Annotated in this window: 19 protein-coding genes; 9 read left to right on the forward strand and 10 right to left on the reverse strand. The window is 40.5% G+C overall.

Annotation, left to right across the window (positions count from 1 at the left end; genetic code table 11):
• Window positions 1–23: 23 nt before the first annotated feature.
• Window positions 24–839, reverse strand: coding sequence for a pyrroline-5-carboxylate reductase (proC, locus tag NQ505_RS08910; protein WP_009000152.1), 816 nt, complete (start codon window positions 837–839; stop codon window positions 24–26).
• 53 nt (window positions 840–892) lie between these two features.
• Window positions 893–2,206 carry a hypothetical protein gene (locus NQ505_RS08915; protein ID WP_009000151.1) on the reverse strand — a complete coding sequence of 438 codons (1,314 nt, stop codon included), beginning with the start codon at window positions 2,204–2,206 and terminating at the stop codon, window positions 893–895.
• Window positions 2,207–2,645: 439 nt separating this feature from the next.
• On the opposite strand from NQ505_RS08915, the gene NQ505_RS08920 reads away from it, so the two are divergent.
• Window positions 2,646–3,938, forward strand: a complete 1,293-nt coding sequence (locus tag NQ505_RS08920) for an MATE family efflux transporter (protein ID WP_009000150.1) — start codon at window positions 2,646–2,648, stop codon at window positions 3,936–3,938.
• A 42-nt stretch (window positions 3,939–3,980) separates the two neighbouring features.
• Entirely contained in the window at window positions 3,981–4,688 is a 708-nt protein-coding gene (locus tag NQ505_RS08925) for a TIGR02757 family protein (protein WP_032853752.1), read from the forward strand.
• A 135-nt stretch (window positions 4,689–4,823) separates the two neighbouring features.
• Here NQ505_RS08925 and NQ505_RS08930 read toward each other — a convergent pair whose 3' ends face one another.
• From NQ505_RS08930 to NQ505_RS08940, 3 genes are all read right to left on the reverse strand, one after another.
• Entirely contained in the window at window positions 4,824–6,110 is a 1,287-nt protein-coding gene (locus NQ505_RS08930; RefSeq protein WP_009000148.1) for a leucine-rich repeat protein, read from the reverse strand.
• Window positions 6,111–6,121: 11 nt separating this feature from the next.
• A complete protein-coding gene (locus NQ505_RS08935) occupies window positions 6,122–6,526 on the reverse strand; it encodes a hypothetical protein (RefSeq protein ID WP_008649835.1) in 405 nt (134 codons plus the stop codon).
• A gap of 162 nt (window positions 6,527–6,688) precedes the next feature.
• A complete protein-coding gene (locus NQ505_RS08940; protein ID WP_032853750.1) occupies window positions 6,689–8,344 on the reverse strand; it encodes a hypothetical protein in 1,656 nt (551 codons plus the stop codon).
• A 264-nt stretch (window positions 8,345–8,608) separates the two neighbouring features.
• On the opposite strand from NQ505_RS08940, the gene NQ505_RS08945 reads away from it, so the two are divergent.
• On the forward strand, window positions 8,609–10,495 hold the full coding sequence (locus tag NQ505_RS08945) for an McrB family protein (protein ID WP_032853748.1): 1,887 nt from the start codon (window positions 8,609–8,611) through the stop codon (window positions 10,493–10,495).
• Window positions 10,496–10,498: 3 nt separating this feature from the next.
• Window positions 10,499–12,805: a DUF2357 domain-containing protein gene (locus NQ505_RS08950; protein ID WP_009000145.1), complete on the forward strand. Its 2,307-nt coding sequence runs from the start codon at window positions 10,499–10,501 to the stop codon at window positions 12,803–12,805.
• Between the two features lie 12 nt (window positions 12,806–12,817).
• Here NQ505_RS08950 and NQ505_RS08955 read toward each other — a convergent pair whose 3' ends face one another.
• From NQ505_RS08955 to NQ505_RS08970, 4 genes are all read right to left on the reverse strand, one after another.
• Window positions 12,818–13,501, reverse strand: coding sequence for a hypothetical protein (locus NQ505_RS08955; RefSeq protein WP_009000144.1), 684 nt, complete (start codon window positions 13,499–13,501; stop codon window positions 12,818–12,820).
• Between the two features lie 7 nt (window positions 13,502–13,508).
• Window positions 13,509–13,787, reverse strand: coding sequence for a hypothetical protein (locus NQ505_RS08960; RefSeq protein WP_009000143.1), 279 nt, complete (start codon window positions 13,785–13,787; stop codon window positions 13,509–13,511).
• Window positions 13,747–14,004 carry a DUF1653 domain-containing protein gene (locus NQ505_RS08965; protein WP_009000142.1) on the reverse strand — a complete coding sequence of 86 codons (258 nt, stop codon included), beginning with the start codon at window positions 14,002–14,004 and terminating at the stop codon, window positions 13,747–13,749. Before NQ505_RS08965 ends, NQ505_RS08960 begins: the two co-directional genes overlap by 41 nt.
• Window positions 14,005–14,151: 147 nt before the next feature.
• Window positions 14,152–14,634: a hypothetical protein gene (locus tag NQ505_RS08970; RefSeq protein ID WP_009000141.1), complete on the reverse strand. Its 483-nt coding sequence runs from the start codon at window positions 14,632–14,634 to the stop codon at window positions 14,152–14,154.
• A gap of 563 nt (window positions 14,635–15,197) precedes the next feature.
• On the opposite strand from NQ505_RS08970, the gene NQ505_RS08975 reads away from it, so the two are divergent.
• Window positions 15,198–16,418: a site-specific integrase gene (locus tag NQ505_RS08975; protein ID WP_009000140.1), complete on the forward strand. Its 1,221-nt coding sequence runs from the start codon at window positions 15,198–15,200 to the stop codon at window positions 16,416–16,418.
• A gap of 187 nt (window positions 16,419–16,605) precedes the next feature.
• Here the strand turns inward: NQ505_RS08975 and NQ505_RS08980 are convergent, their stop codons facing one another.
• Window positions 16,606–17,520: a helix-turn-helix domain-containing protein gene (locus tag NQ505_RS08980; RefSeq protein ID WP_009000139.1), complete on the reverse strand. Its 915-nt coding sequence runs from the start codon at window positions 17,518–17,520 to the stop codon at window positions 16,606–16,608.
• Window positions 17,521–17,788: 268 nt separating this feature from the next.
• On the opposite strand from NQ505_RS08980, the gene NQ505_RS08985 reads away from it, so the two are divergent.
• From NQ505_RS08985 to NQ505_RS09000, 4 genes are all read left to right on the forward strand, one after another.
• Window positions 17,789–18,358, forward strand: a complete 570-nt coding sequence (locus NQ505_RS08985) for a DUF3575 domain-containing protein (RefSeq protein WP_009000138.1) — start codon at window positions 17,789–17,791, stop codon at window positions 18,356–18,358.
• A 7-nt stretch (window positions 18,359–18,365) separates the two neighbouring features.
• Window positions 18,366–19,694, forward strand: coding sequence for a DUF3868 domain-containing protein (locus tag NQ505_RS08990; protein ID WP_009000137.1), 1,329 nt, complete (start codon window positions 18,366–18,368; stop codon window positions 19,692–19,694).
• 60 nt (window positions 19,695–19,754) lie between these two features.
• The gene (locus tag NQ505_RS08995; RefSeq protein ID WP_009000136.1) at window positions 19,755–21,368 is read left to right on the forward strand and encodes an Mfa1 family fimbria major subunit; all 1,614 of its coding nucleotides are present in this window, start codon (window positions 19,755–19,757) and stop codon (window positions 21,366–21,368) included.
• 353 nt (window positions 21,369–21,721) lie between these two features.
• A complete protein-coding gene (locus tag NQ505_RS09000) occupies window positions 21,722–22,696 on the forward strand; it encodes a FimB/Mfa2 family fimbrial subunit (protein ID WP_009000135.1) in 975 nt (324 codons plus the stop codon).
• Window positions 22,697–22,703: the final 7 nt, after the last annotated feature.

Below are 22,703 nucleotides of genomic sequence, written 5' to 3' on the forward strand. Positions count from 1 at the left end.
CTTGAGAAACCATACCATAGGGACTATCGGAAGATTTTTGCATCTTCTTCCTCTTTGTCAATCAAAGTTGTGGCACTGCTTTTGATGGCTTGAATAATAGAAGAAGTGAAGCCTTTGTGCTCCAGTTCGTTCAATCCTTTTATAGTGGTTCCGCCCGGAGTGGTTACTTTCTCTATTTCCAGCAATGGATGAGTGTTATGATTCAGAATCAGTTCTGTCGCTCCTTCCATGCTATACGCTGCCATTTGCATGGCATCCTTGCCGGGAATCCCTAGTTCAATCCCTGCCTGCATAACCGCTTGCATATATTTTAAGGCGAAAGCTATTCCGCTGGAGGTTAATGCGGAAGTGGTATCTAGTTGTTTCTCTTGCAGGAACAAGCATTTTCCTCCTTCTTCAAATATCTGTTTTATTAATTGCTGATATTCTTTATCGGTTCCGCGGGAAGCTATCAAAGTGAGGCTGGAACGTTCTGTAATGGCCATATTGGGAACTGCCCGAAAGATAGGCATCTCGGCTTCTGTCAAATGAGCCAGGTGGGAGATACATACTCCAGACACGAGAGATACGAGGATTTGTGTACGTGAGAAACGTAGAGGAGACAATACTTCATCTACTTTCCAGGGATTGATGGCGAGGACGATTACTTCAGCTTCCGATATGGCTTGTTGGTTATCGGTCGTTATGTGTATTGCAGGGAAATGTTCTTGCAGTCTCTCCAGTTTATCAATGTTTGGATTGGAGACAATAATGTCTTTCTCATTGTAAAGATGTCCTTGCGCCAGACAAGTGACGATTGCACTCCCTATGTGTCCGGCTCCTATAATAGCTATTTTCATCTCTTTATTTTTTTTATTTGGCTTTTAGATGTCTCTTTTTATCCGGCTTTGAATCAGGCTGCGCACTGACTCTCAAAAAATTGTCTGGATAGCGAACCAATCAGTCTGTTTTTATCTGTGGTATGTACAGATAGTGTGAAACAATGATCGCTTCCTCCATAAGAAATGAGAGATACGGGGATATCTTTGATAGTATCCATAATATGGCTTTCTACTTGTGTGCGTTCCCAATGAAGGGAGCCGATGATATGTATTACAGACATATTTTCGTCCATAACCATTTCGGCATATTTGTGTAGTTCCCTTTGAATGATTCGCAGGGTGTCCCGGCTGGCTGTCAGCATCATCGAGATGGATACATTGGATGAGGCCATTGAGATGACATTGATTTGATATTTGTTGATAACTTCCAATATCTTACCCATAAACAAATATCCGGGCAATACATTCAATGAGGTAAAACGCACAAAAGTAGCCGAATCCTGTGAGAGGATGGCCTTGACACTGTTGCCTGTGTCATGGGAAGATATATAGAGTCGTTCTGTTGACAGATCGTGTGTATCGGTTAGGCGGATAACTATATTGGAGCGTGCCGCAAGGGTTATACAATCTGCGTAGAGCAGGTGTACTCCGCTGTTAATCAGTTGTTCGGCTTCTATGTAAGTTAGTGAATGTTGTTCTCGCAGGCAATTCCGGTTTGCGTAGATATGGTTGATAGGGGTGGATAACAGTATTTCGTCCGCTTTGAATAGGGTGGCAAGCACTGTTGCATAGTAATCATTGCGTTGTTCGCTCATGAAGTCTATTTCACCATACACATTTCTGCAAATGGAAAGTGGGGCGATAAAAATATCCACATTCCGGTTCTCGTCAATGTATTGTTGGATAGATTCTTGAATATATGGGATGTCCGGCTTTCTTTCCAGGTTGATCTGTATAAGTTTGCCGGTATCTAATGTTTGGGCACGAAGACCCTGTTGACGTAAGCAATAAGTGAATAAATCGCTGGATAATCCGTATATTTCCGCTTTTATCATTTTATCAATCAGTAAATCTGCTTTGTCTTCTACAAGTATATGTATTTTCTTTATACACTCCAGAATCCGGTTTTTAATTTCCTGATTTAAGTGCGAATCTGTAATGAGATGATTGGCAAGGGTACAGCAATATGCTTCGATGGCATTGACTGTGGTATGAGAAACTTCATCTTCTTCGTGAAACCAACTGATGGAAATAGCCTGTAACCACTCCTGTAATTGTGCCAATATAGGGACTACAGCTACATAAGGATGTTCTTTCTGAATACAATTGATTACTTGCTTCATTTCATCCTCATCTTTAATTTTCTCGAATTTACAAACTTTCATTGTTATCTGGTTATTTATTGGTTACTACTCTTTTCAAAATGATATGCCTTTTTTCAAAAGAGAAAGATATTTAAGAATCATTCCTTAGCTTTAGAATATGGTATATCTGTATAAATCAATCTGTTAATGTTGCAATCAATGTTTTTAATACATTTCTTTACTATAAGTAATCTGCTAATACCATACCACATTGGGATATGAAAATAAGATTTCTTATCTTTGTTGCGTAATTGATTGATAAACCAGCAATATTCATCCATTTATGAAACTCTGCATATAGCTACGCTCAACGAATAGCATCATTTCTAACAGGGCTATTCAGCTATCCGACAGGCAACTACTCGCCTGCCAAAGAGTTTTATATCCATTTTTATAAATTTACGGAACTGTGTGCTGCTATGATGTGGTATACCGTATCGTGTTATTTTTAAGTTGAGCAATGAATTATACATATAAGCAAATATGGCTCATCAACTTTCCTGTGATGATGAGCATTCTGATGGAACAATTAATCAATATTACCGACGCTATTTTCCTGGGGCATGTGGGAGAAGTCGAACTGGGAGCTTCTGCGCTTGCCGGAATCTATTATTTAGCTGTTTATATGCTGGGCTTCGGATTTAGCATCGGGCTGCAGGTGATGATTGCCCGGAGAAATGGGGAACAACATTATAAAGAGACGGGACGTACATTTTTTCAGGGAGTATATTTCCTGTCGGGGATGGCAGTCATTCTTTGCCTATTGCTCCATTTGGCTTCTCCCTTGATCCTGTGCCGGTTGATAACTTCGGATGAAATTTATCAGGCAGTGATTCATTATCTGGATTGGCGTAGCTTCGGTTTGTTATTCTCATTTCCTTTTTTAGCTTTCCGGTCTTTTCTGGTAGGGATAACAACGACCAAAGCATTGTCCGTGGCAGCTATCATGGCTATCTGTATCAATATTCCTTTTAACTATCTGCTGATATTCAAACTGAATCTGGGTATATCCGGGGCGGCGATGGCTTCTTCTTTGGCAGAGTTCGGAGCTTTTATCGTACTCCTATTATATATGTGGGTGAGGGTAGATAAAGTGAAATATGGGCTGAAGGTCGTCTATGATGGGAAGTTGATGATGAAGTTGTTGAGGCTATCTGTATGGAGTATGCTTCACTCTTTTATCAGCGTTGCTCCCTGGTTTCTGTTCTTCGTTGCTATCGAGCATCTGGGAAGGACAGAGCTTGCTATTTCCAATATTACTCGTAGTGTTTCTACCGTCTTTTTTGTGATTGTCAACTCTTTTGCATCCACTACTGGTTCATTAGTCAGCAATCTAATTGGGGCGGGGCAGGGGAAGGAACTTTTTCCCGTTTGCCATAAAGTTCTTAGGTTGGGTTATGCCGTGGGGGGGCCATTGATAGTTATGGCTCTTTGGGGTAACCAATGGGTTATCGGATTTTATACGAATAACGATAATCTGGTGAGACTAGCTTTCTATCCTTTTATAGTTATGCTGTTGAATTATGCTTTTGCACTGCCCGGATATGTTTATATCAATGCTGTTACCGGTACAGGAAAGACGAAGCTCGCCTTTATCTTCCAGTTAATCACCATTCTTGTATATTTGATTTATCTGTATCTGTTAAGTGAATGTTTTCATGCTTCTCTGACTGTGTATATGACGGCAGAATATTTGTTTGTTATTTTATTAGGGATACAATCTATCATTTACTTAAAGAGGAAATCCGACTAGAATATGTATTTTTGTACTTTCAATACTTGATACTTCCTCGAAATGACTGAAGATATAAAGAATAAACTTTTAATGTGTGCGGAGATGTATCATCGCGCAGACTTTATACAAAGCGATCCGGTGCAGTTTCCCCATCGTTATACGCTGAAACAGGATATCGAAGTCAGCGGTTTGCTGACGGCAATTATGAGTTTTGGCAATCGCAAACAGATATTGAAGAAGGCGGAAGAGCTGCACGGGCTAATGGGAGATTCACCTTATCAGTATGTATTGTCCCGTCAGTGGGAGGGGGATTTCCCACCGGGGGCAACCGGTAGTTTTTATCGGATGCTGTCACATGCTGATTTCTATGGATATTTCCAGCGATTATACATTGCTTATACACAGTTTGAAAGTCTGGAGGAAGCTTTGATGTTATATCCCGGAATACCAATGGAAAAGTTATGTGCATTTCTTGAAGTTTCTGCCAAAAGTCCTCAAAAGAAACTGAATATGTTTTTGCGTTGGATGATTCGTCGGGATTCGGAGGTCGATTTGGGGATTTGGGAAAGTTTTGATCGCAGAGATTTGATTGTTCCTTTAGATACACATGTATGCCGGGTAGCACATTATTTCAAGTTGACGGATACGGAAACTTTTTCTCTGAAAAATGCCCGTCAGATAACGACTGCATTGGCAGAGGTCTTTCCGGATGATCCTTGCCTGGGCGATTTTGCTCTGTTCGGCTTGGGGGTGAATGGGGAGATTTAAATAGATAAACTAATAGTACTGATTTTTCCGGCTATTATCGAAAATGTAGTGTTTTCTTAAGTTATTTCGATTATAACCGGAAAAGTCGATATTAAACCAACTTTATTCGATTATAATCGAAAAACTGGAGAACTGTTAGAACGTTGTTATCTTGTTTGTGAAATCCCTCCAACCATTTGCGTTCTTATATTTTTCCACAGATTCGGCAGGAACACGAATGACGGTAATATCATCCGGAAATCCGTACCATACTTTTTCAAATACCTGCGGAGGTGTTGTCCCTTCTACCTTTACTTCTTTAATACCTGTATTATTGAAAGCCGAAAAATTAATCTGTGTGACGTTTGCCGGAATGGTTAATTGGGTCACTTTCCTATTACCACCCAGTAATCCCTGTCCCAATATCCGAATACTTTCAGGTATTTCGAAGCGAGCCAATTTCGGACATCCTTCAAGACAATAGGGGTGGATCATAGCTTCGGGGTCATCATTGAAAGTACTCCCGTAGGTGGTCACTTCCGCCAATTCCGGGCAGTAATAAAAGGCTCTTTGCGCCATGGTTGTAACGCCGTTCGGTAACTTCACGGTTGTAACGCTACTTTCCCGGAATGCTTCCAATCCGATTGTTTTTACATTTTCCGGAATCTCAATCGTTTTCAGTTGAGATGTCTTAAGGAATGCCTGTGCTCCGATTTCTTTCAGTGTCGCAGGCAGCAGCACTTCTTCAACGCCCGCATATACAAAAGTGCTGGCGGGAAGTTTGGTGAGTTTCGTTTGGCTTAAATCTGCTTTTTTCAAATTCCGGCAATAGTAGAAAATGTTTTCCTCCATCTGTTCCAGGCTTGATGGAAATACTATTTCCTGAATGGCCGAATTGAAGAAAGCCATATCTCCAATCGATTTTAATCCTTCATTGAGTACTACCTTTGCTGTTTGGCTGTTGCTGAAGGCAGCTTTCGGGATTGATCTCACGCTATTGGGAAGTATGACTTCATTGTATCCTTTCAATATTTCCGTCAATACTCCGTTTTCTATACGGACGGGTGAAACCTGAACAGAAAAGCTTTTCTGTTTTCCTTCCAGTGTGATGGTTACTTCTTGTTTTTCGACAGGCGTGGATGAAGAGAAACCGCTGATCTGTTCCGGGGTAACTTTTACAGGCCGTTGTTTCCCGTCATCATATTTGCCTGTCACGTTAAGGCCGGTTAAGTCTATATTCTCTCCTAATGCATAAATTGTTTTTGAGGGTAGCTGTTCTATGAAGAAATCTTCAAGTGAAGCCTCTATGGGTTCAACAGGATTTGCTGCCGAAGGTGAATCTTTCCTGTATTCGTCATTTTCGGTGCTGCAACTTAGTAATATTGTTCCCAAAAACATTTGCAGGCAAAGTGCTGTAATTATATAAAGTCTAGTTTGCTTCATGTGATAAAGGCTTAGTTAGGGAATTGGGTTAAACGTATTTCTACTTTTACGGCTTTTCCGGCTTCTACGGTTTTGCCGGAAGACCATATCTGATAGTTGTTAGGGCCGCCCCCTTCTTGTACCACGAATGTCAGGAACCGTTGCGACTGCGTTGCAAACCATTCCTCTCGTGGCAGTACAAAGGTGGCCATACCACTTTCATTTGTCTGTATGATTGCAGTAGGCAAAGTTAAATTATCTTTTTCAAAAACCTTATAATCCTTTTCATTATACATTTTTACGGGAACGCCCGTTGCAATTTTTCCATTCTCATCATAAACGGATACCACTACTTTTGCTTCTTTCATTTCTTCGTTTCCTTTTTCGCATGCTACCATGAAAAGCATGGCGCTTAATAGAATAACAATCTTCTTCATAATCTTTTCTTTTTTCTAATTTTTCGAATGCAAAAGTAATAAGATTGCATCAAATTCGGGTTGTGATGCAATCTCGCAAATCTAACACTTTGATTTAAAGTATATTGATATTCAATGGATTATGAAAGATGTATTCTAAGATTTCTAACACAGGTCTAACACCTATCCGAAAAGTGCTAAAAACAACTCTTTATTGGCCGTTTCTGCCGATTTGATACGTGATTTGAGCCGTGACTTGCGAGCATATACATTAGCTACCGTATCTTTCATAAACAAACTGATTACTTGTGGAGAGAAACCTACAAAAATATAACAAAGCAGTCGTATGTCAGCTTCTTTCATTGACGAAAATTCATTCCGCAACTTCTCCATTACATTATCATGGCAGGTATTTACGATAAGTTCCAGTTCTTGCAACATTGCATTGTTCTCTGCAAAATCGGTGATAATCTGTTTCACTTCGTGGAACATGGCTGCTTGTTGCGATGCGGTATTCTCACGTTCATAGTAAGTCTTTCCCAGTTTGTCAATGATGTCGAATCGTGAAGCTATCAAACCTTTTAAATGGCTTTCTGCATTGCGCTGTCCTTCCATGTGTTCTGTCAGGGTTTTGTATTGGGCGTTGGCTTCTTCCGCCAATAGCAGGTAGCGGTCGGTACGTTCGCGTTGCAGGCGCAGACGTTGACGGATGATGTAGTATGCTACCCCTATTATTAGAAAAATTACGCTTGCTATGGTAATCTCCCAGGTAGTACGGTTCTTCATCCGGTATTCGGCAAATTTGGAGCGTTCCTTGAAATAGTCACGTTCCACCATGCCGGCGGAGAATTGCATATTTGAACGTGTCAGCGAGTCAGTCAGATAGATATAATGGTGTATCTTCTCTGTCGCTTTCTCGAAGTTTCTGGCCTGCGCTTCAATCCGATAAGCGGTGTATTGCAGGTCTGCCATGTCACGTATATCGGTGGAATGTGTTTCTGCAAGTGCCAGATAGAAGCGTGCGCTGTCTATACGGTTTTTTAGTAGATTCACATCTACTAATGTATGGTATCCGTATAACGTATCTTGCCGGGCAGAGAGTTCGATGCGTTGCAGTAGGTCATGAGGAATTTGTTTCTTGCCTGACACCACATAGAGAGAAGCAAGGTTGGTGAGACTGGCTTTGGCTAACTTATTGTACTTGTGCTCATCAGCCAAATCGAGTGCGGCAGAATAGAGTCGCATGGCTTTCTCCATATCTTTTGAATTGAAAGTTGCGGCTGCCATATCGAGAGTTGCCTCTGTTTCTTCACGAGTGTTATCAGTCTGCCGGAAGTTATTGCGAGCTTCACGAAAATAATGATAAGCCCGGCTATAGTTCATTTGGTCATAATACACTTCACCGATTTGACTGTATAAAAGCCCTGCATAATAAGGCTCATTGGTATCTTTCAGTTTCTCTTCAATTTCTAGGAAAAGACGTAACGCTCCCGGTTTGTCTCCTGCGCGCAGTTTAACCCGTCCCCAATAATAGAGAGTTTTGCATTGGCGGCGTAAATCTTTGGGATGATGTTTGTAATACTCCCAAGCCCGACGGATCAGCGAATCATTCGTTGCTTTGATGTGATTTTTGTCTAAAGCCTCTGAATAAAGCAACGCATATCTGGCCTGTTCAGCCTGGCTGCCTTCCGATTTGAGTTGTTGTAATATTGTTAAGGCACTATCCGGCTTATTTTGTAACAGTGCTTCCGCCTCGTCAAGCCGGGAAATCTGTTCTCTGTTATAACATCCTGTAAAAAAGAGAATTGCTAACAGTTCGAGTATAATTCTGCATTTCATGCTGTGAATGTAGTGAAAATATTTCGAGTTTAGTATGGAAACGTCATATCTTTTTTGAGAACTATCGTGTACATGCATCTAAATATAGGCTATATGTGATTTTATATTGGAATTATTTCTGTATATATTGTGGATTATATGTATTTGAAAACAATTCTCTTAAATAATAATTGTGATTTATCCGTTTTGGGTTTGATTTATATAAATAATTTGTACTTTTACGATGATTTAGTTAGGATATTTAAAAGTGTAAATAACTTTATTATGAAAGAATTACCTAGAAACATAAAACGTGATGATATTCTTCAGGGTATCCGTAAAGTAGAAGAAGAGGGTATTCCACCTCAAGCTCATTCGTCCACTTATGATCTGTTATACAATGGAAAAAGGTTTCCACCCAAATTGGTTTTAGCTTATGCTAATATTTTTGCAAATGGAGAAGAATTAGATCGTAATGAATTTGAAGGCGGAAAAGGTACTACTTGTTTTAAGATATTGAAAGATAATGGTTTTAAAATTGTTTTGAAGAACGAATCCAATTCTATATCGGAAACATTAGTAAAGTTTTTGGAACAAGCTAAAGGTAATAGTTTGAAAACTAAGGATTATATAAGGTATTTTGATGATTTGCAAGTGAAAGTAAGCTTCGGAATGGCTAGTTTAGCACGTGTACCATGGATTTCTTTTTTAGCACAGGGACAAAAAACTAGTAATGGAATATATCCTGTATATCTCTTTTACAAAAAGTATAATATTTTGGTATTGGCTTATGGCATCAGCGAAGGGACTGTACCGGTTGTTACCTGGAATTTAGATACTAATGTAGAAACGATTAATTCCTATTTTAAAAAAAGAAATATAATACCGGATAGATATGGAGATTCTTATGTTTATGCGGTGTACGATACAACCAAACCTTTGAATTATACTTTAATTGAAGAAGACTTGAAAAGAATAATAGCCCAGTATAAGAACATAATAACTTCAGATAAAAACTCGTTGATTGCTTTATCTGGTCAAAGTAAAAAGTACGACGAGAAAGATTTTGAGCCTGAATCATTTATGAACGATTTAAATTCTACAGGGCTTGTTTTCTCATCAGAGTTTGTTTCTCGTTTTATCTTGTCATTGTTGACAAAGCCTTTTGTTATTTTAAGTGGTTTAGCTGGTTCTGGTAAGACACAATTAGCTATGATGTTTGCAAAGTGGATTTGTGAAGATATAGATAAACAGGTTTGTATGATTCCTGTTGGAGCAGATTGGACAAATCGAGAATTCTTGATTGGATATCCCAATGCACTGGAAAAAGGGGCTTATGTAAAACCAGATAATGGAGCATTGGATCTTATAATAGAAGCAAACAAGAATCCAAGAAAGCCATACTTCTTAATTCTTGATGAAATGAATCTAAGTTATGTTGAACGTTACTTTTCTGATTTTTTGAGTGTAATGGAGTCAGAAGAAGGGATTCCTTTAATGAAGAATTGTATAGATAAAGAAATTACTCCTGTTACAAAATTGCCTCGTAACTTATTTATAATAGGAACGATTAATGTAGATGAAACGACTTATATGTTTAGCCCTAAGGTTTTAGACCGTGCTAATGTCTTAGAATTTCGTATTATGGAGAAGGACATGAAAGATTTCTTGCAGAAGCTTCAGCCTATTCATAAAGATATTATCAATAATAAAGGCGTTGAGCAAGCAACTTCCTTCGTAAAAATGGCAGTTGATTCTTGGGGCTTGCAAATCTCTGAAGAGCATAAAGCGTCTATTATTACTTCTTTAGAATGTTTCTTTTATGAGTTGAAAAAAATACATGCAGAATTTGGGTATCGCACAGCCTGTGAGATTTTTCGATTTATGGCTTTAGCAGAGAAAGTTAACACAAAGTTGGAAGGTGATGCTATTGTTGATGCCGCAATTATACAAAAATTGTTGCCAAAACTACATGGTTCTCGTAAGAAAGTGGAACCTGTACTAAAAGCATTATGGAATCTTTGCCTTATTAAGGGTTCCGAGTTAACCCTGGAAAATACAATAGAGTTTGTTCATAATGACCAATTTAAATATCCGCTGTCTGCAGAAAAAATATGGCGTATGTATTGTGTAGCGTTGGATAATGGTTTTACTAGTTTTGCTGAAGCATGACGTATGGATGAGTTATCAATACATATTGCTTTAAATAATGGTGATTGTACAACCTTATATGTTTTTGCTAGGCGAAAGAATACTTTGTTTAAAAGTGAGGACGCCAAAGAATATGGAGAATCTCCTTTTCAATTACAAGAAGGTTGTATGTATGATTTTGAGCTTGATAAGAATAGCTACTATTTACAAGAAGATAGAGATATTTTAACTAATAGCAAAAGTCGCCAAGCAATTAGTCGTGGATGTATATCTACAGGAATTTATGTGGGTACATATAGTATTGATGTTTTACAAAAAGAGGATAATAAAAAGGTAGGTGAGGTTGCTTTTGAGATTCGTTCCGCCAAAGTCGATTATCGTGATGACTACCGTAGAATGTTAGAGGATATCACAGAGTTTTGTACAGAGCTACTTATGCAGCAAAGTTCTCCTGTGATACAACGTTATGAGGTAGATATAACTAAAGATCCTAGATCAGATTATCAGCGTTTTGCTTTTGTTCGTTCGCTTGTTGATAGTGACTCTTTTGCAGATGCGATGTATCAGATTCAATTGTCTCCAGTTAAGAGATGGATTGATTCAGAAGAAGAAAGGCAACTTTGTAATGTAAAACGTTGGGGGCAACATACGCTAAGGCAACTTGCTTGTGCAACTAATAGAGTTTCTTTGTCTAATCAACATCCTTTGAAAGATCGTTTCGATACATTGCCACGCTGCGTGCCTGTTGCTTTTAGAAAAGAAACTGCCGATATTCCAGAAAATCGTTTTATAAAGTATGTATTGCGTTCATTTTTAACATTTTGTTCTTCTATACAACATCATTCTAAGGCTGGACAACGATTAAAACAGGAAGCTTCTTTAGTTTGTGAGAAGTTGTTACAGTATCTGTCATATCCTTTGTTCCGTAATATTTCAGAAATAAATGTACTACCTTTAAATAGTCCAATTTTACAAAGAAAAGAAGGGTATCGGGAAATCTTTCAGAAATGGTTAATGTTTGATATGGCTGCTCGACTTACTTGGCAAGGTGGTGAAGATGTGTATGGAGCTGGAAAAAAGGATGTTGCTAGATTGTACGAGTATTGGCTTTTCTTCAAATTATTAGATGTTTTGAGCCAGAAGTTTCACATTCCCTCAAAAAGTAAAGAAGAGCTCATTGATTGTAGTAATGAGTTAAACCTAACCTTAAAGCAAGGTAAAATGATTATGTTGAGTGGCATATATGAGACAGATAGTCGTAAATTAAATATATGTTTTTCTTATAATCGAACTTTTAGTTATACAGATAACTATCAATTATCAGGAAGCTGGACTCGGAATTTTCGTCCCGACTATACATTGACAATATGGCCAGGAGACATAACTAGTGAAGAAGCTGAACGAGAAGAGTTGATTACGCATATACATTTTGATGCGAAATATAGAATAGAACAATTATTTCTTCGTGACAATACAAATAAGAATAATGATGAAGTATCCGATGACTTATCGGAGATGAAACGAGAGGAAGAGCGAGGAACTTATAAGCGCGCTGATTTATTAAAAATGCATGCCTATAAAGATGCTATTCGAAGAACAGGAGGAGCTTATATCCTTTATCCAGGAACAGAAAATCAAGTTATTCATGGCTTTCATGAAATCATTCCTGGGCTAGGAGCCTTTGCTATTTCGCCTAAGGATTATGATAAGAGTATACAGGCTTTTCTAACTTTTCTTGATGATGTAGTTGATAATTTCTTAAATCGTACCTCTTTACGTGAGAAGCTAGCTTATCATACATATTCTGTATTGAGTAAAAATAATAATCGTAGTTTACGTGAGCCTCTGCCAGAACCTTATGGGGCCAATCGTGATCTATTACCTGATGAGACATACGTCTTAATTGGGTATTATAAAAATGAACAACAATTAGATTGGATTCTAAAAAGAAAATTATATAATACTCGTACTGGTAGTGCTAATGGTTCTCTACATTTGAGTAAAGAAGTTATATCTGCGCGTTATTTATTATTACATGGCGAACGAGAATTATTGACTGGAAGATTATATAAATTGGTGCCTAAAGGACCTCGGATCTTTTCGAGAGAAAAGTTGGAAAAAATAGGGTATAAAGAACCTTCGGGAGATTACTATTTAGTTTATAATATAGAAGGAATACCTGAACCTGAATTTGAAGGCATGAAATGGGATATAAGGCTTTTAGAAGGATATAAGAAAGGAAATTTGTCAGCAAGTGCTTTTTCTGTTTCGTTGGCTGATTTGATGAAAGTTAAAGTTTTTAATGAATACGAGTATACTAATGAAACTTAATTTCCTGTTCTGTTATAGCGCCATTCGTTCCTTGACAAGATTGGGTATATATCTATTTTTTTCATATATATCACCTAATCCGAGTTTGGGGTATATCATTCCACCAACTCCGGGTAATACACTTCCTTGCGCATCTTTGGATGTATCGATAGCAAATGTCAGAAATTCGAATTTATTGCTTATAGATTCAGGAAACTCTTTTTGCAAGTTCTTTTGAGCATCCTTATACATTACTGGAGATAATATATAAATATTAAGCGGGTTCATTTTTTCCACCAATCTGGTTAGTTGTGTTTTTACCACACAGGAACTGCTTATAATTGATTTTACAACAATTAGAGTTTGACACTCTTCAATCGGCTCTATATAAGATTTTACAATCGGACTATATTCCAATTTTGTTGTTTCATCCAAAGTGATTCTCTGATTCCAAAAAACGGCTAATGCAACATTTTTCTGTGAAATAGAGCTTAAAACACCTTGTGTCAACCAGTCAGCATCTTCTGATGCACATGCCAGCATGGTATTTCCATACCTGCTATGTTTCTTTTCATCCAGCAAAGCTCCTAGTGCTTTGCCTAGTTTGTAGAAGGTATTACGATAAACTTCAATTGAGGTACTGGGATTGGATAAGATATGCATCAATTGAATAATATCTCTGTTCTTTTCGTATGTTATATTGGTATAAGTTCTCATATTTATTCTATTTCAACTTACAAGTTTCCCATGTTAAATCTTTCACATCTTTTAGTTGATGATAGGTTTTATGAGCATTAGGTTCTTCAATAAAAAGATCATCAACAAAGGCGTCATGTAGTTGTGTCGTTAGGTGGACGTTACTTAATTGGGTAATATATTGATTCATAAATGAAACAATTTGGTAAGTTGCGTAGTAGCTTTCATAGATAGCTCCTTTGCTATTATTTTTCCCACCTTTGTGTTTATTCTTCAGATATTTCTTTTCTTTCTGGGTAATAGGCATATATTTCTTTTTCTGTTATTTCTTTAAAACGATCTATTTTAATACCATTTCGTACTATCTTATCAAAAAACATAGTTTTAGGACGGACCCATATTTCATGCTTACCATATAATGCCTGATAAACAACCATCTCCTCAAGTGTCTCACTATGCTGGGCAATACCCAACATTTTATACAGTCCACCTTTAAAATGAATGAAATATCGTTCTTTTTCCATAATACTACCATTGTTCTTATGCAGATATAAAAGTAGTAAATTCTTAGATAATAAGAGCCGGTTGTTTCTGATATTTTTTTTAACGTTGTATAACCTGTCGTTGTTAAATGATATCGCTATTAAATAAGGTATGATTTCTTCGTTGCGTCATTTTTTCATATTCTTTCTCCACCTCTGAAACCCTCTCATCAAACTTTCCTCTTCCACCGACTCTGCCATATCATACTTTACCACAAACTCATGCATTGACTTTATATACATCACCCCATTTTTGAACTTATTCTCCAACAGGAATGAATAAAGCTCTGCTTTCATTTCCACCTCAATTTCCTTTTCAATAATAAAGATACTGTTCTGACCGAAGTAATTGTAGATTTCCGGGTTCTTGCCCTGCCTTGGGCTAGGAAGAACAAAAGTGATATTTCCTGTCTCTTTCCAAGAGACGCCTTGCGGATGAGGAACGGACAATTGATGCAGGAAGTGATAAATGGGAGTGAGGTGGGAGAGGTGGATTGGAATGGGGAGCCTTGACGGTGGATTGTTATGGGATAGAAGTTCTAAACTTTGTCCGTACCGGACATACATATACCTCGCCAGATATGGCTTGATGGCAAACGTGACTGTAACCATGGGATTTGAATTTTGAATTGTTGAAATTTGTTGTATACTGATTGCCGCTTCATGCGGCAGATTCCGTCGTATTTGTTGGAAAAAATCCCATGGGTTACGGGGACGGAATTCTAATTCGGTAAGAAGTTGAAATTCAAATGGTTACAAATGCCGGTTTTTCCTTTAAAACCAACGGGCCGTTCCTTTAAAAGGAACGACCCGTTGCACACCGAGGAATGACCTCTTCCTTTTAAAGGAACGGACGGCTCCCTAAAATCCATAGTGCAAAGCTATGCCTAATATTCTGATTTTTCAAAAGAAAAAATAGCGGTAGTTTTTGTGTAATGTAAAGAAATATCATAAATGATATACATCTCTAATTTATGCGTATGCATATTGGAGATATGTAATAAAAATATACTGATTACTAGAACGTGTATTTTAACTATATTTATCAGATAACTATTCTTAAAGTGGAAAAACTTTTTATTCCATTTCTTGTTTCTTGCGTAACAGGCGGAAAAATAGTTCTGATAAGTAAGGTGAACTTCGTACTTTTACGTCTCAAACAAAAAAAGCAAGATATGATAACATCAGTGAAACTTATGCTGAACAAGAGCAGGATATTGAATAATGGCAGTTATCCTTTAGTATTTCAGGTGATACACAATCGGAGAAAAAAGTTACTGTATACAGGCTACCGGATGAAAGAAGAAGTGTTTGACGAGTCGGAAGGGAAGATTATGAATGGCGTAGGTTCTACTTTTACCGCTACGGAGGTCGTGAAAATGAACCGCGAGCTACGGAAGATGCGGAATCGGATTGATACACGGATCAGGCAGCTTGAGCGGACAAGGGAAGAATTTACAGTGGAGGATATTCTGGCTCAAAATGCTTTTGGTACAGGAAAACCACAGTTTTATTTATTGCGATATATCAATGCGCAGATTGAGCGTAAGCAGGAACTGAAGAAAGTGGGAATGGCTGCGGCCTACAAGAGCACGCGTTCGTCGTTGGCAAGATTTATAGGTCGCCCTGATGTGCGGATGTCAGAGGTTGATTTGGCGTTCGTCAGGAGATATGAAGATTTTCTGTATAGTAATGGTGCTTCCGGCAATACGGTAAGTTATTATCTGCGCAATTTGCGCTCTTTGTATAATCAGGCGGTAACGGATGGTTATCATCCCCGTGGCGAATATCCGTTTGCGAAGGCACAGACCCGCCCGGCGAAAACGGTGAAACGTGCTTTGTCGCGCACGGATATGCAGAATTTGGCGGACTTGAAACTAGAGAATGAACCAGAACTGGAATTTACCCGCAATCTGTATCTGTTCAGCTTTTATGCGCAGGGAATGGCTTTTGTCGATATTGTCCTTTTGAAGAAAACCGATATTTGTAATGGTGTGCTGACTTATTCCCGCCATAAGTCGAAACAGCTGATTCGTATAGTGGTGACTCCGCAGATGCAGGGCGTGATAGATAAATATAACACAGAAAATGAGTATCTCTTTCCGATAATCAGCGGTGAATATGCTTCTGGATACAAACAGTATCGTTTGGCGTTGGGCCGTATTAATCGGCATTTGAAGAAAATCGCTGTTGTAGCTGATATTAAAGTACCGTTAACGACATACACGGCACGCCATACCTGGGCTACCCTTGCCCGTGACTATGGAGCACCAATTTCTGTGATTAGTGCCGGACTAGGGCACACTTCGGAAGAAATGACACGCGTCTATTTGAAAGATTTCGATGTATCCATGCTTAATCAGGTGAACAGCATGGTTACAAATTTATCCAAGTGAAATGAAAATTTGTAATTTAATCTGTTGAAAATTAGAAGATATAATATTTTTATTTATCTTTGCGGTATTGTAATCTATTCCGTAATAGAGATTATATTAAAATCTCTTTGTTGTTTTGAACTGTTTCACGCTGCAAAGTAAGTTTATTTATTTATAATAGGAATTATCATAAAGTACATATTTTTATTCATTTTGTACACGTCGCGTGGTTATCCTCATAAATAGGGCTGTTTTCGGTCTGGCAGCGTTCCATTAACTGTTTGGCGGTGCATCCGAAATACAGTTTGCAGTGACGGTTGAAGTTACTCTGCGAATCAAATCCCAATTCTTCAATGGCGTCTTTTATACATACTCCCGGTTCGGTCATTTTTTCGAGTATCCTCTGGTTCTTTTGTTTCAGCATCCATTGTTTGGCAGTCATTCCGAATACCTCGTTGAATTTGGAAAAGAAGCGGCTTCTTCCCAGGTTTGATAGTGAAATGAGCTGTTCTATATTATCTACTTTGGTATGGTTGCGCATGACAAAATCCTTGAAGTCCATTTCTTTTCCGATGATAGGATGAAGCAGGGTTGCAATCTCCCGCTTTTCATAAAATCCGCGCAGGAGAAAGAAGAATTCCCGTTGCATCAGGGTGTGCAGGTGTGCACAACTCATCCCGTTCTTGATACAGTGGGTTAACACTTCGAGGAATGGTGTCAGCGGGTAGTGTATTCTAATCGGTGAGAAGTCATATTCAATGTTGTTACATAGCTCTGATAAAGATTGCAATATGAGCTTGTCACAGTTTCCTTCGGGCATATCGAAAAACATGGAGAGCAGGTTTGAACCGGTTTCCGCAATTCCTTTCAGCCGGGAAGAACGGGGGATGAGTATCATCTCTCCGGCATGAAACGACCTGTTGTGGAACTGGTTGCAAGTTATGGTGAAATCACCTTTCAGGAAGAATAGAAGATAATTCTTACTTGTAGTGTCTTCCTCAAATTCTGTGTTCTTATCGAACTCAAGATACTTGAATCCGGTTTCAATCGTTGTCATGTAGTTTTGGCATGACAGGTGTTCTTCGATGTACAGCAATTCGCTTTTCATAAGTTTTGTTTCCATGGCAATACCTGTTTTGATTGTTTGGTCTGTTACCTATCTGTTTGTTTCACAATTGTTTCAGTATCTGTATTTTTAATGAATTATATATCAGAATATTATTTTCTGTTTTGTTTGCTATGATTCATTTTCTCATGATGCTGAAACGTTATATGGGTGCTTTATGTGATATAAATCATTGGTAATTAGGTTTTTATTGTTTGTATTCTTTTGTTTCATCTCTATTACGGAATAGAGATGCAAGAGAAGCAATAATAAATAATAAGACGACATGAAGAAATATCTATGTTTAATCGGAGTCTTGGGAATACTACTTTGTAATACGGGCAACTCTTACGCCCAAAAGGTTGCAGTAAAGACTAATTTGCTTTATGACGCTACTACTACAATGAACTTGGGGCTGGAAATAGGTTTGGGCAAGAAATGGTCTCTCGATTTATCTGGAAATTATAACCCTTGGAAGTTTGATGATGAAACGCGTCTGCGCCACTGGGGCGTACAGCCGGAACTTCGCTACTGGCTTTGTGAGAAATTCAACGGTCATTTTCTGGGTCTGCACGGACATTACGCCAAATACAATGTGGGTGGAATGTCATTTTTGAGTGATAACATGGAACGTCATCGTTATCAGGGACATTTGTGGGGCGGTGGAATATCCTATGGTTATCAGTGGTTGCTCGGTAGCCGCTGGAGTATGGAGGCTGTACTTGGAGTCGGATATGCGCGGCTGGATCATTCTAAATATCCCTGCGCCACATGCGGGAGCCTGCAGAAGAGCGAGAAGAAGAACTATTTCGGCCCAACAAAGGCTGCAATCAATATCATATACATTATAAAATAAGAGAACGATGAGGAAGAATTATATATTATATATGGTGATGGTGGCGTTTGCCACAGTCTCTGCCCGGGCGCAGGAAATAAGCATAGCAAACACCACCGCCCGGAAAGTGAGTGACGACAAGGTAGAAGTCTCTTTCCGTATGGATTGCAGCGGGTTACAGCTTTCCACCCGCCGGCAGCTTACCGTCACTCCGATCATCGTCAACTACGCGGATTCCGATTCCCTATCCGGCATGCCCCGTTCACTGGCACTTCCGTCCGTCCGCATTGCGGGCAAAAACCGCTACCGAATGAACGAACGTCGTAAAAAACTGTACGGCAGTATGACCGGTGAGACTCCTTATATGTTCCGCTTCAGCAAAAAGCGCCGCCCGATGATTGAGTACAGCGAGACGGTTCCCACGGAGAAATGGATGTCCGGGGCATGTGTCGAGGTACGCCGCGAATGGCAGGGATGTGCCGGATGTGGTGAGGTGCTGGCCGATGTCTTTCTGGCCGATGTTCCTCTATTCAAGGAAGAAAAAGATACGGTGGAACGTCCCCACCTGGAACTCATGGTGGCGGAAGCAGTAGAGAAACACCGTTCCTTCACTCGAAGCGCTTACCTGAACTTTAAGGCGGGACAGTCCGTATTGCTTGCCGACTACATGAACAACCCGTCCGAACTAGCGAGGATCTATTCTTCGATAGACTCTATCCGCAATGACGAAATCTACCGCATTGATGAAATCAGCATTGTGGGTTATTCTTCGCCCGAAGGCAGCTACGTGTCCAATGCGCGTCTTTCCGAACAGCGTGCCCGGGCATTGGAGCGCAACCTGAAACAGGCCTATAAACTGGACGACCGCACGCTCCGCTGCAGTTCGGTGGCGGAAAATTGGGAAGGGCTTGCCGCCTGGCTGGAAGAATACCGTCCTTCCTATATGCAACGGGTGCTCGACATTATCGAACAAACCCCCAATCCCGATGCCCGCGACGCGAAGATAAGGGCTATCGACGGCGGTAAAATCTACAATGCCCTGTTGAGCGAAGTATATCCCGGCCTGCGTCAGGTGAAATATACGGTCAACTATGTGATCATCCCCTTCACTGTGGAGCAGGGGCGTGAAATCATCCGTACGCGTCCCGACAAGATGAACCATAACGAAATGTACCGCGTGGCGGAAAGCTACGGCAAAGGCTCGGAAGAGTACTACCGGATTATCCGCATGATAGCGGAGCGCTTCCCCGACGACAGGATAGCTATCAACAACGCCGCTATCGTGGCATGGGAAATGGGGGATTACGGTGCGATGCGGATGTACCTGAAACGTTTGGAAGATTTGAAGGCTGAATGATACAACCTGAAACTTATATTTGGTAATTAACATTTTAGTATTAATTAAATTTTTAGAATTATGAAATTAGACAAGATCTTTACAGCGCTGTTTGTCGGTTTGGCGATGGCAGCATGTAGTAATGATGATGAGATGACGACAGGCGTACAAGACCAGTCTCCGGTAACAGGCGGAACGGCATATATGTCCGTATCCTTGAACATGCCGAAAAGCACAGGAGGCACTCGTACTTCGGGACTAGACCACGGTTCAACGGCTGAACAGAAAGTGGGCACGGTGCTGCTTGCGTTGTTCGATGCCAGCGACATCTGTGTGGGAACAAAAACATTGTCGGCTGGTGAATATCAGTTGACGGTGGGCGGTACTCCAGGTACTGTCGGATCAGCTATTCAGGTTCCTGCCACTACTAAAACAGTATTGGCGGTTATCAACCCGAATACCGATTTCCAGAATCGTTGTGTAGTTTCCGCCGGTTGGGCGGCAATTAACGCTGCCTTGGCAACGTCTGTAAAGGACGTGATTGGAACGGCAGAGGACAACTTTATGATGATTAATGCCGGCGATGCTACAACTCATAAAGCATTAATAGACGTTTCCGGATATATAAAGAAGGTTGGAGATGGTTATGTTGACGCTACTAATGCGAAGGTTGCTGCTGTAGCTGACCCTGCGGTTATTTACGTAGAACGCGTAGTGGCAAAGGTTTCTTTGGAAGAGGCTTCTGGCGGTGTAATGGTTATGGCTCCGGGTGCAACCTGTACGTTCGGTGATTGGGCATTGAATGTCACCAACAAGGATATGTTCCCTTTCTCTGAAATTGTGACACCTATCGGTAGCATGAGCGCCAATTATAGAAAAGACAATAACTACGCCGCAGGAGAGTTCAACAAGTCAAAATTCAATTATCTGACACTTGACAGTAACGGTGCTCTTCCAGCTGATTTCACCACCATGGGCGTAGATAAATACTGTCTGGAGAATACAATGGATGCTACCGAACAGAAAATGGCACAGACTACTTCTGCAGTGGTTTCCGCAGTGTACACTCCGGCTGGTTATACTGCAGGTAAGAGCTGGTTCCGCCTTCTGGGTACCAGTTACGAAGCATTGACTGATTTACAGGCTGTATATACAACAGCGAAGACTGCTGTTACCGACGGATCGGCATCAGATTTGCAAAAACAGCAGAAAACCCTTTGCGACGAGTTTTATGTACGTATAGCCGCTATGGCTACTGCCCAAAGTAAAACTTGGAATGCTTCCGATTTCGCTTCTCTTGATATTGATGAGATGGATGCTATCGTTAATGGCGGTGAGGCTTCCAAGCCTGCTGTAGTACCTGATCCTATTGATCCTGTTAATAACCCTGACATTGTACAAGACCTGGGTGTTGAGTATTTCAAAGAAGGAACCTGCTATTACAGCATCCTGATTCGTCACGACGACGCTGTTACCGGAACAATGGAACTGGGTAAGTACGGTGTGGTACGCAACAACTGGTATACCTTGACAATCAAAAGTGTTAAGCAACCGGGTACTCCGTGGATTCCTGATCCTACTAATCCTATTGACCCGACTGATCCGGGTGAAGACAATGACGAAGCCGAAGCATTCCTTGCAGTAGGTATCACTGTCAACTCGTGGACAACTTGGAGTCAGGGCGTAGATCTTTAATGAACTGAAAGTTGACTAGTAAAATTAGATAATGGAAGAAGGCGCTGATTAAGGCGTAGGGCATGAGGCAGTGCCTTCTTCTTTCTAATAACTTGCGACCTGCCGCATCATTAGCTTTGACCTGAAACTGATAACTTGACAACATGCTACTTACAACTTGGTAACATACAACCGGTAAGAACCTGCCTGCGGAGGCATACATCCGTGAGCGGCGACCACCTTTTGAGGACTGGTGGCTGTAAACACCGACAGGCTTCGGGCTTGTCCACTAAAATAGATTATCCGGAGAAAAACAAGGACTGTTTTTCCACACTATATATAAAAAGGTAAGAAAATAAATAAGAACCATTAATATGAAACAGATAATGAAAATAAAGGATATTGCCCGGAGGTTGGGATGCGGCATCTGCCTTGCACTGCTGCTGACGCACTTCTCCTGCGATTCCATTCATGAGACGTTGCCCGAATGTCGGCTGTATGTCGACTTCCGGTATGACTACAACATGGAGTTTGCCGACGTCTTCGCCGGTCGGGTAGACCGGATTGACGTATTCATATTCGATAAGGACGGCAAATTCATCCTGCAGAAAAACGAACAGGGCGAACGTCTCGCGGCAGGCAACTACCGGATGCCTCTGGATCTCCCTTTGGGAGAATACCGGATATCCGCTTGGGGAGGAATGAGTGACGATTTTGAAATGCCCCGTCTCGTAGTGGGGCAGTCCACACCGGAGGATCTGACCGTGAAGATGAATCGGGAAGCGACCTTGATATACGACAAGGAACTGCATCCCCTCTGGTACGGAGAACCGATAACGGTGAACTTTACCGGACGCGGGGAACAGACGGAAACCGTCCGTCTGGTGAAAGACACGAACAAATTCCGCTTCATCCTGCAAAACCTGGGCCCCGGCCTGGCACTGGATCCCGACGACTGCCTGTTTGAAATCCATGCGGACAACGGCCACTGCAACTGGGACAACAGCCTGCTGGCGGACGACGTCATCAGCTACCGGCCTTATTATCTGGCGGACGTGGACGACATTGGGCTCGTGGTGGAGATGAACACGATGCGTCTGCTGGAAAACAAGAAAGTCTATTTCATGCTCACACGCAAGTCCAACGGCGAGCGGCTATTTAAGGTTGACTTGATCCCCTACTTGCTGCTGACTAAAATGGAGGGACACAACATCCCCGCGCAGGAATACCTCGACCGGCAGAGCGAGTACGCGCTCGTGTTCTTCTATAATTCGGAACTGATCAGCTTCCTTGCCGCAAAGATTGTGATAAACGGCTGGACAATCTGGCTGAAGAACGAAGACCTTTAAGGGAATA

The sequence above is a fragment of the Bacteroides sp. D2 genome, assembly GCF_025147085.1.
In the GTDB taxonomy this organism is placed as follows: Bacteria; Bacteroidota; Bacteroidia; order Bacteroidales; family Bacteroidaceae; genus Bacteroides.

Excerpts from the sequence above, each read along its gene's own strand:
- proC (WP_009000152.1), bottom strand. The coding sequence starts at position 839 with ATGAAAATAGCTATTATAGGAGCCGGACACATAGGGAGTGCAATCGTC.
- NQ505_RS08915 (WP_009000151.1), bottom strand. The coding sequence starts at position 2,206 with ATGAAAGTTTGTAAATTCGAGAAAATTAAAGATGAGGATGAAATGAAG.
- NQ505_RS08920 (WP_009000150.1), top strand. The coding sequence starts at position 2,646 with ATGAATTATACATATAAGCAAATATGGCTCATCAACTTTCCTGTGATG.
- NQ505_RS08925 (WP_032853752.1), top strand. The coding sequence starts at position 3,981 with ATGACTGAAGATATAAAGAATAAACTTTTAATGTGTGCGGAGATGTAT.
- NQ505_RS08930 (WP_009000148.1), bottom strand. The coding sequence starts at position 6,110 with ATGAAGCAAACTAGACTTTATATAATTACAGCACTTTGCCTGCAAATG.
- NQ505_RS08935 (WP_008649835.1), bottom strand. The coding sequence starts at position 6,526 with ATGAAGAAGATTGTTATTCTATTAAGCGCCATGCTTTTCATGGTAGCA.
- NQ505_RS08940 (WP_032853750.1), bottom strand. The coding sequence starts at position 8,344 with ATGAAATGCAGAATTATACTCGAACTGTTAGCAATTCTCTTTTTTACA.
- NQ505_RS08945 (WP_032853748.1), top strand. The coding sequence starts at position 8,609 with ATGAAAGAATTACCTAGAAACATAAAACGTGATGATATTCTTCAGGGT.
- NQ505_RS08950 (WP_009000145.1), top strand. The coding sequence starts at position 10,499 with ATGGATGAGTTATCAATACATATTGCTTTAAATAATGGTGATTGTACA.
- NQ505_RS08955 (WP_009000144.1), bottom strand. The coding sequence starts at position 13,501 with ATGAGAACTTATACCAATATAACATACGAAAAGAACAGAGATATTATT.
- NQ505_RS08960 (WP_009000143.1), bottom strand. The coding sequence starts at position 13,787 with ATGCCTATTACCCAGAAAGAAAAGAAATATCTGAAGAATAAACACAAA.
- NQ505_RS08965 (WP_009000142.1), bottom strand. The coding sequence starts at position 14,004 with ATGGAAAAAGAACGATATTTCATTCATTTTAAAGGTGGACTGTATAAA.
- NQ505_RS08970 (WP_009000141.1), bottom strand. The coding sequence starts at position 14,634 with ATGGTTACAGTCACGTTTGCCATCAAGCCATATCTGGCGAGGTATATG.
- NQ505_RS08975 (WP_009000140.1), top strand. The coding sequence starts at position 15,198 with ATGATAACATCAGTGAAACTTATGCTGAACAAGAGCAGGATATTGAAT.
- NQ505_RS08980 (WP_009000139.1), bottom strand. The coding sequence starts at position 17,520 with ATGGAAACAAAACTTATGAAAAGCGAATTGCTGTACATCGAAGAACAC.
- NQ505_RS08985 (WP_009000138.1), top strand. The coding sequence starts at position 17,789 with ATGAAGAAATATCTATGTTTAATCGGAGTCTTGGGAATACTACTTTGT.
- NQ505_RS08990 (WP_009000137.1), top strand. The coding sequence starts at position 18,366 with ATGAGGAAGAATTATATATTATATATGGTGATGGTGGCGTTTGCCACA.
- NQ505_RS08995 (WP_009000136.1), top strand. The coding sequence starts at position 19,755 with ATGAAATTAGACAAGATCTTTACAGCGCTGTTTGTCGGTTTGGCGATG.
- NQ505_RS09000 (WP_009000135.1), top strand. The coding sequence starts at position 21,722 with ATGAAACAGATAATGAAAATAAAGGATATTGCCCGGAGGTTGGGATGC.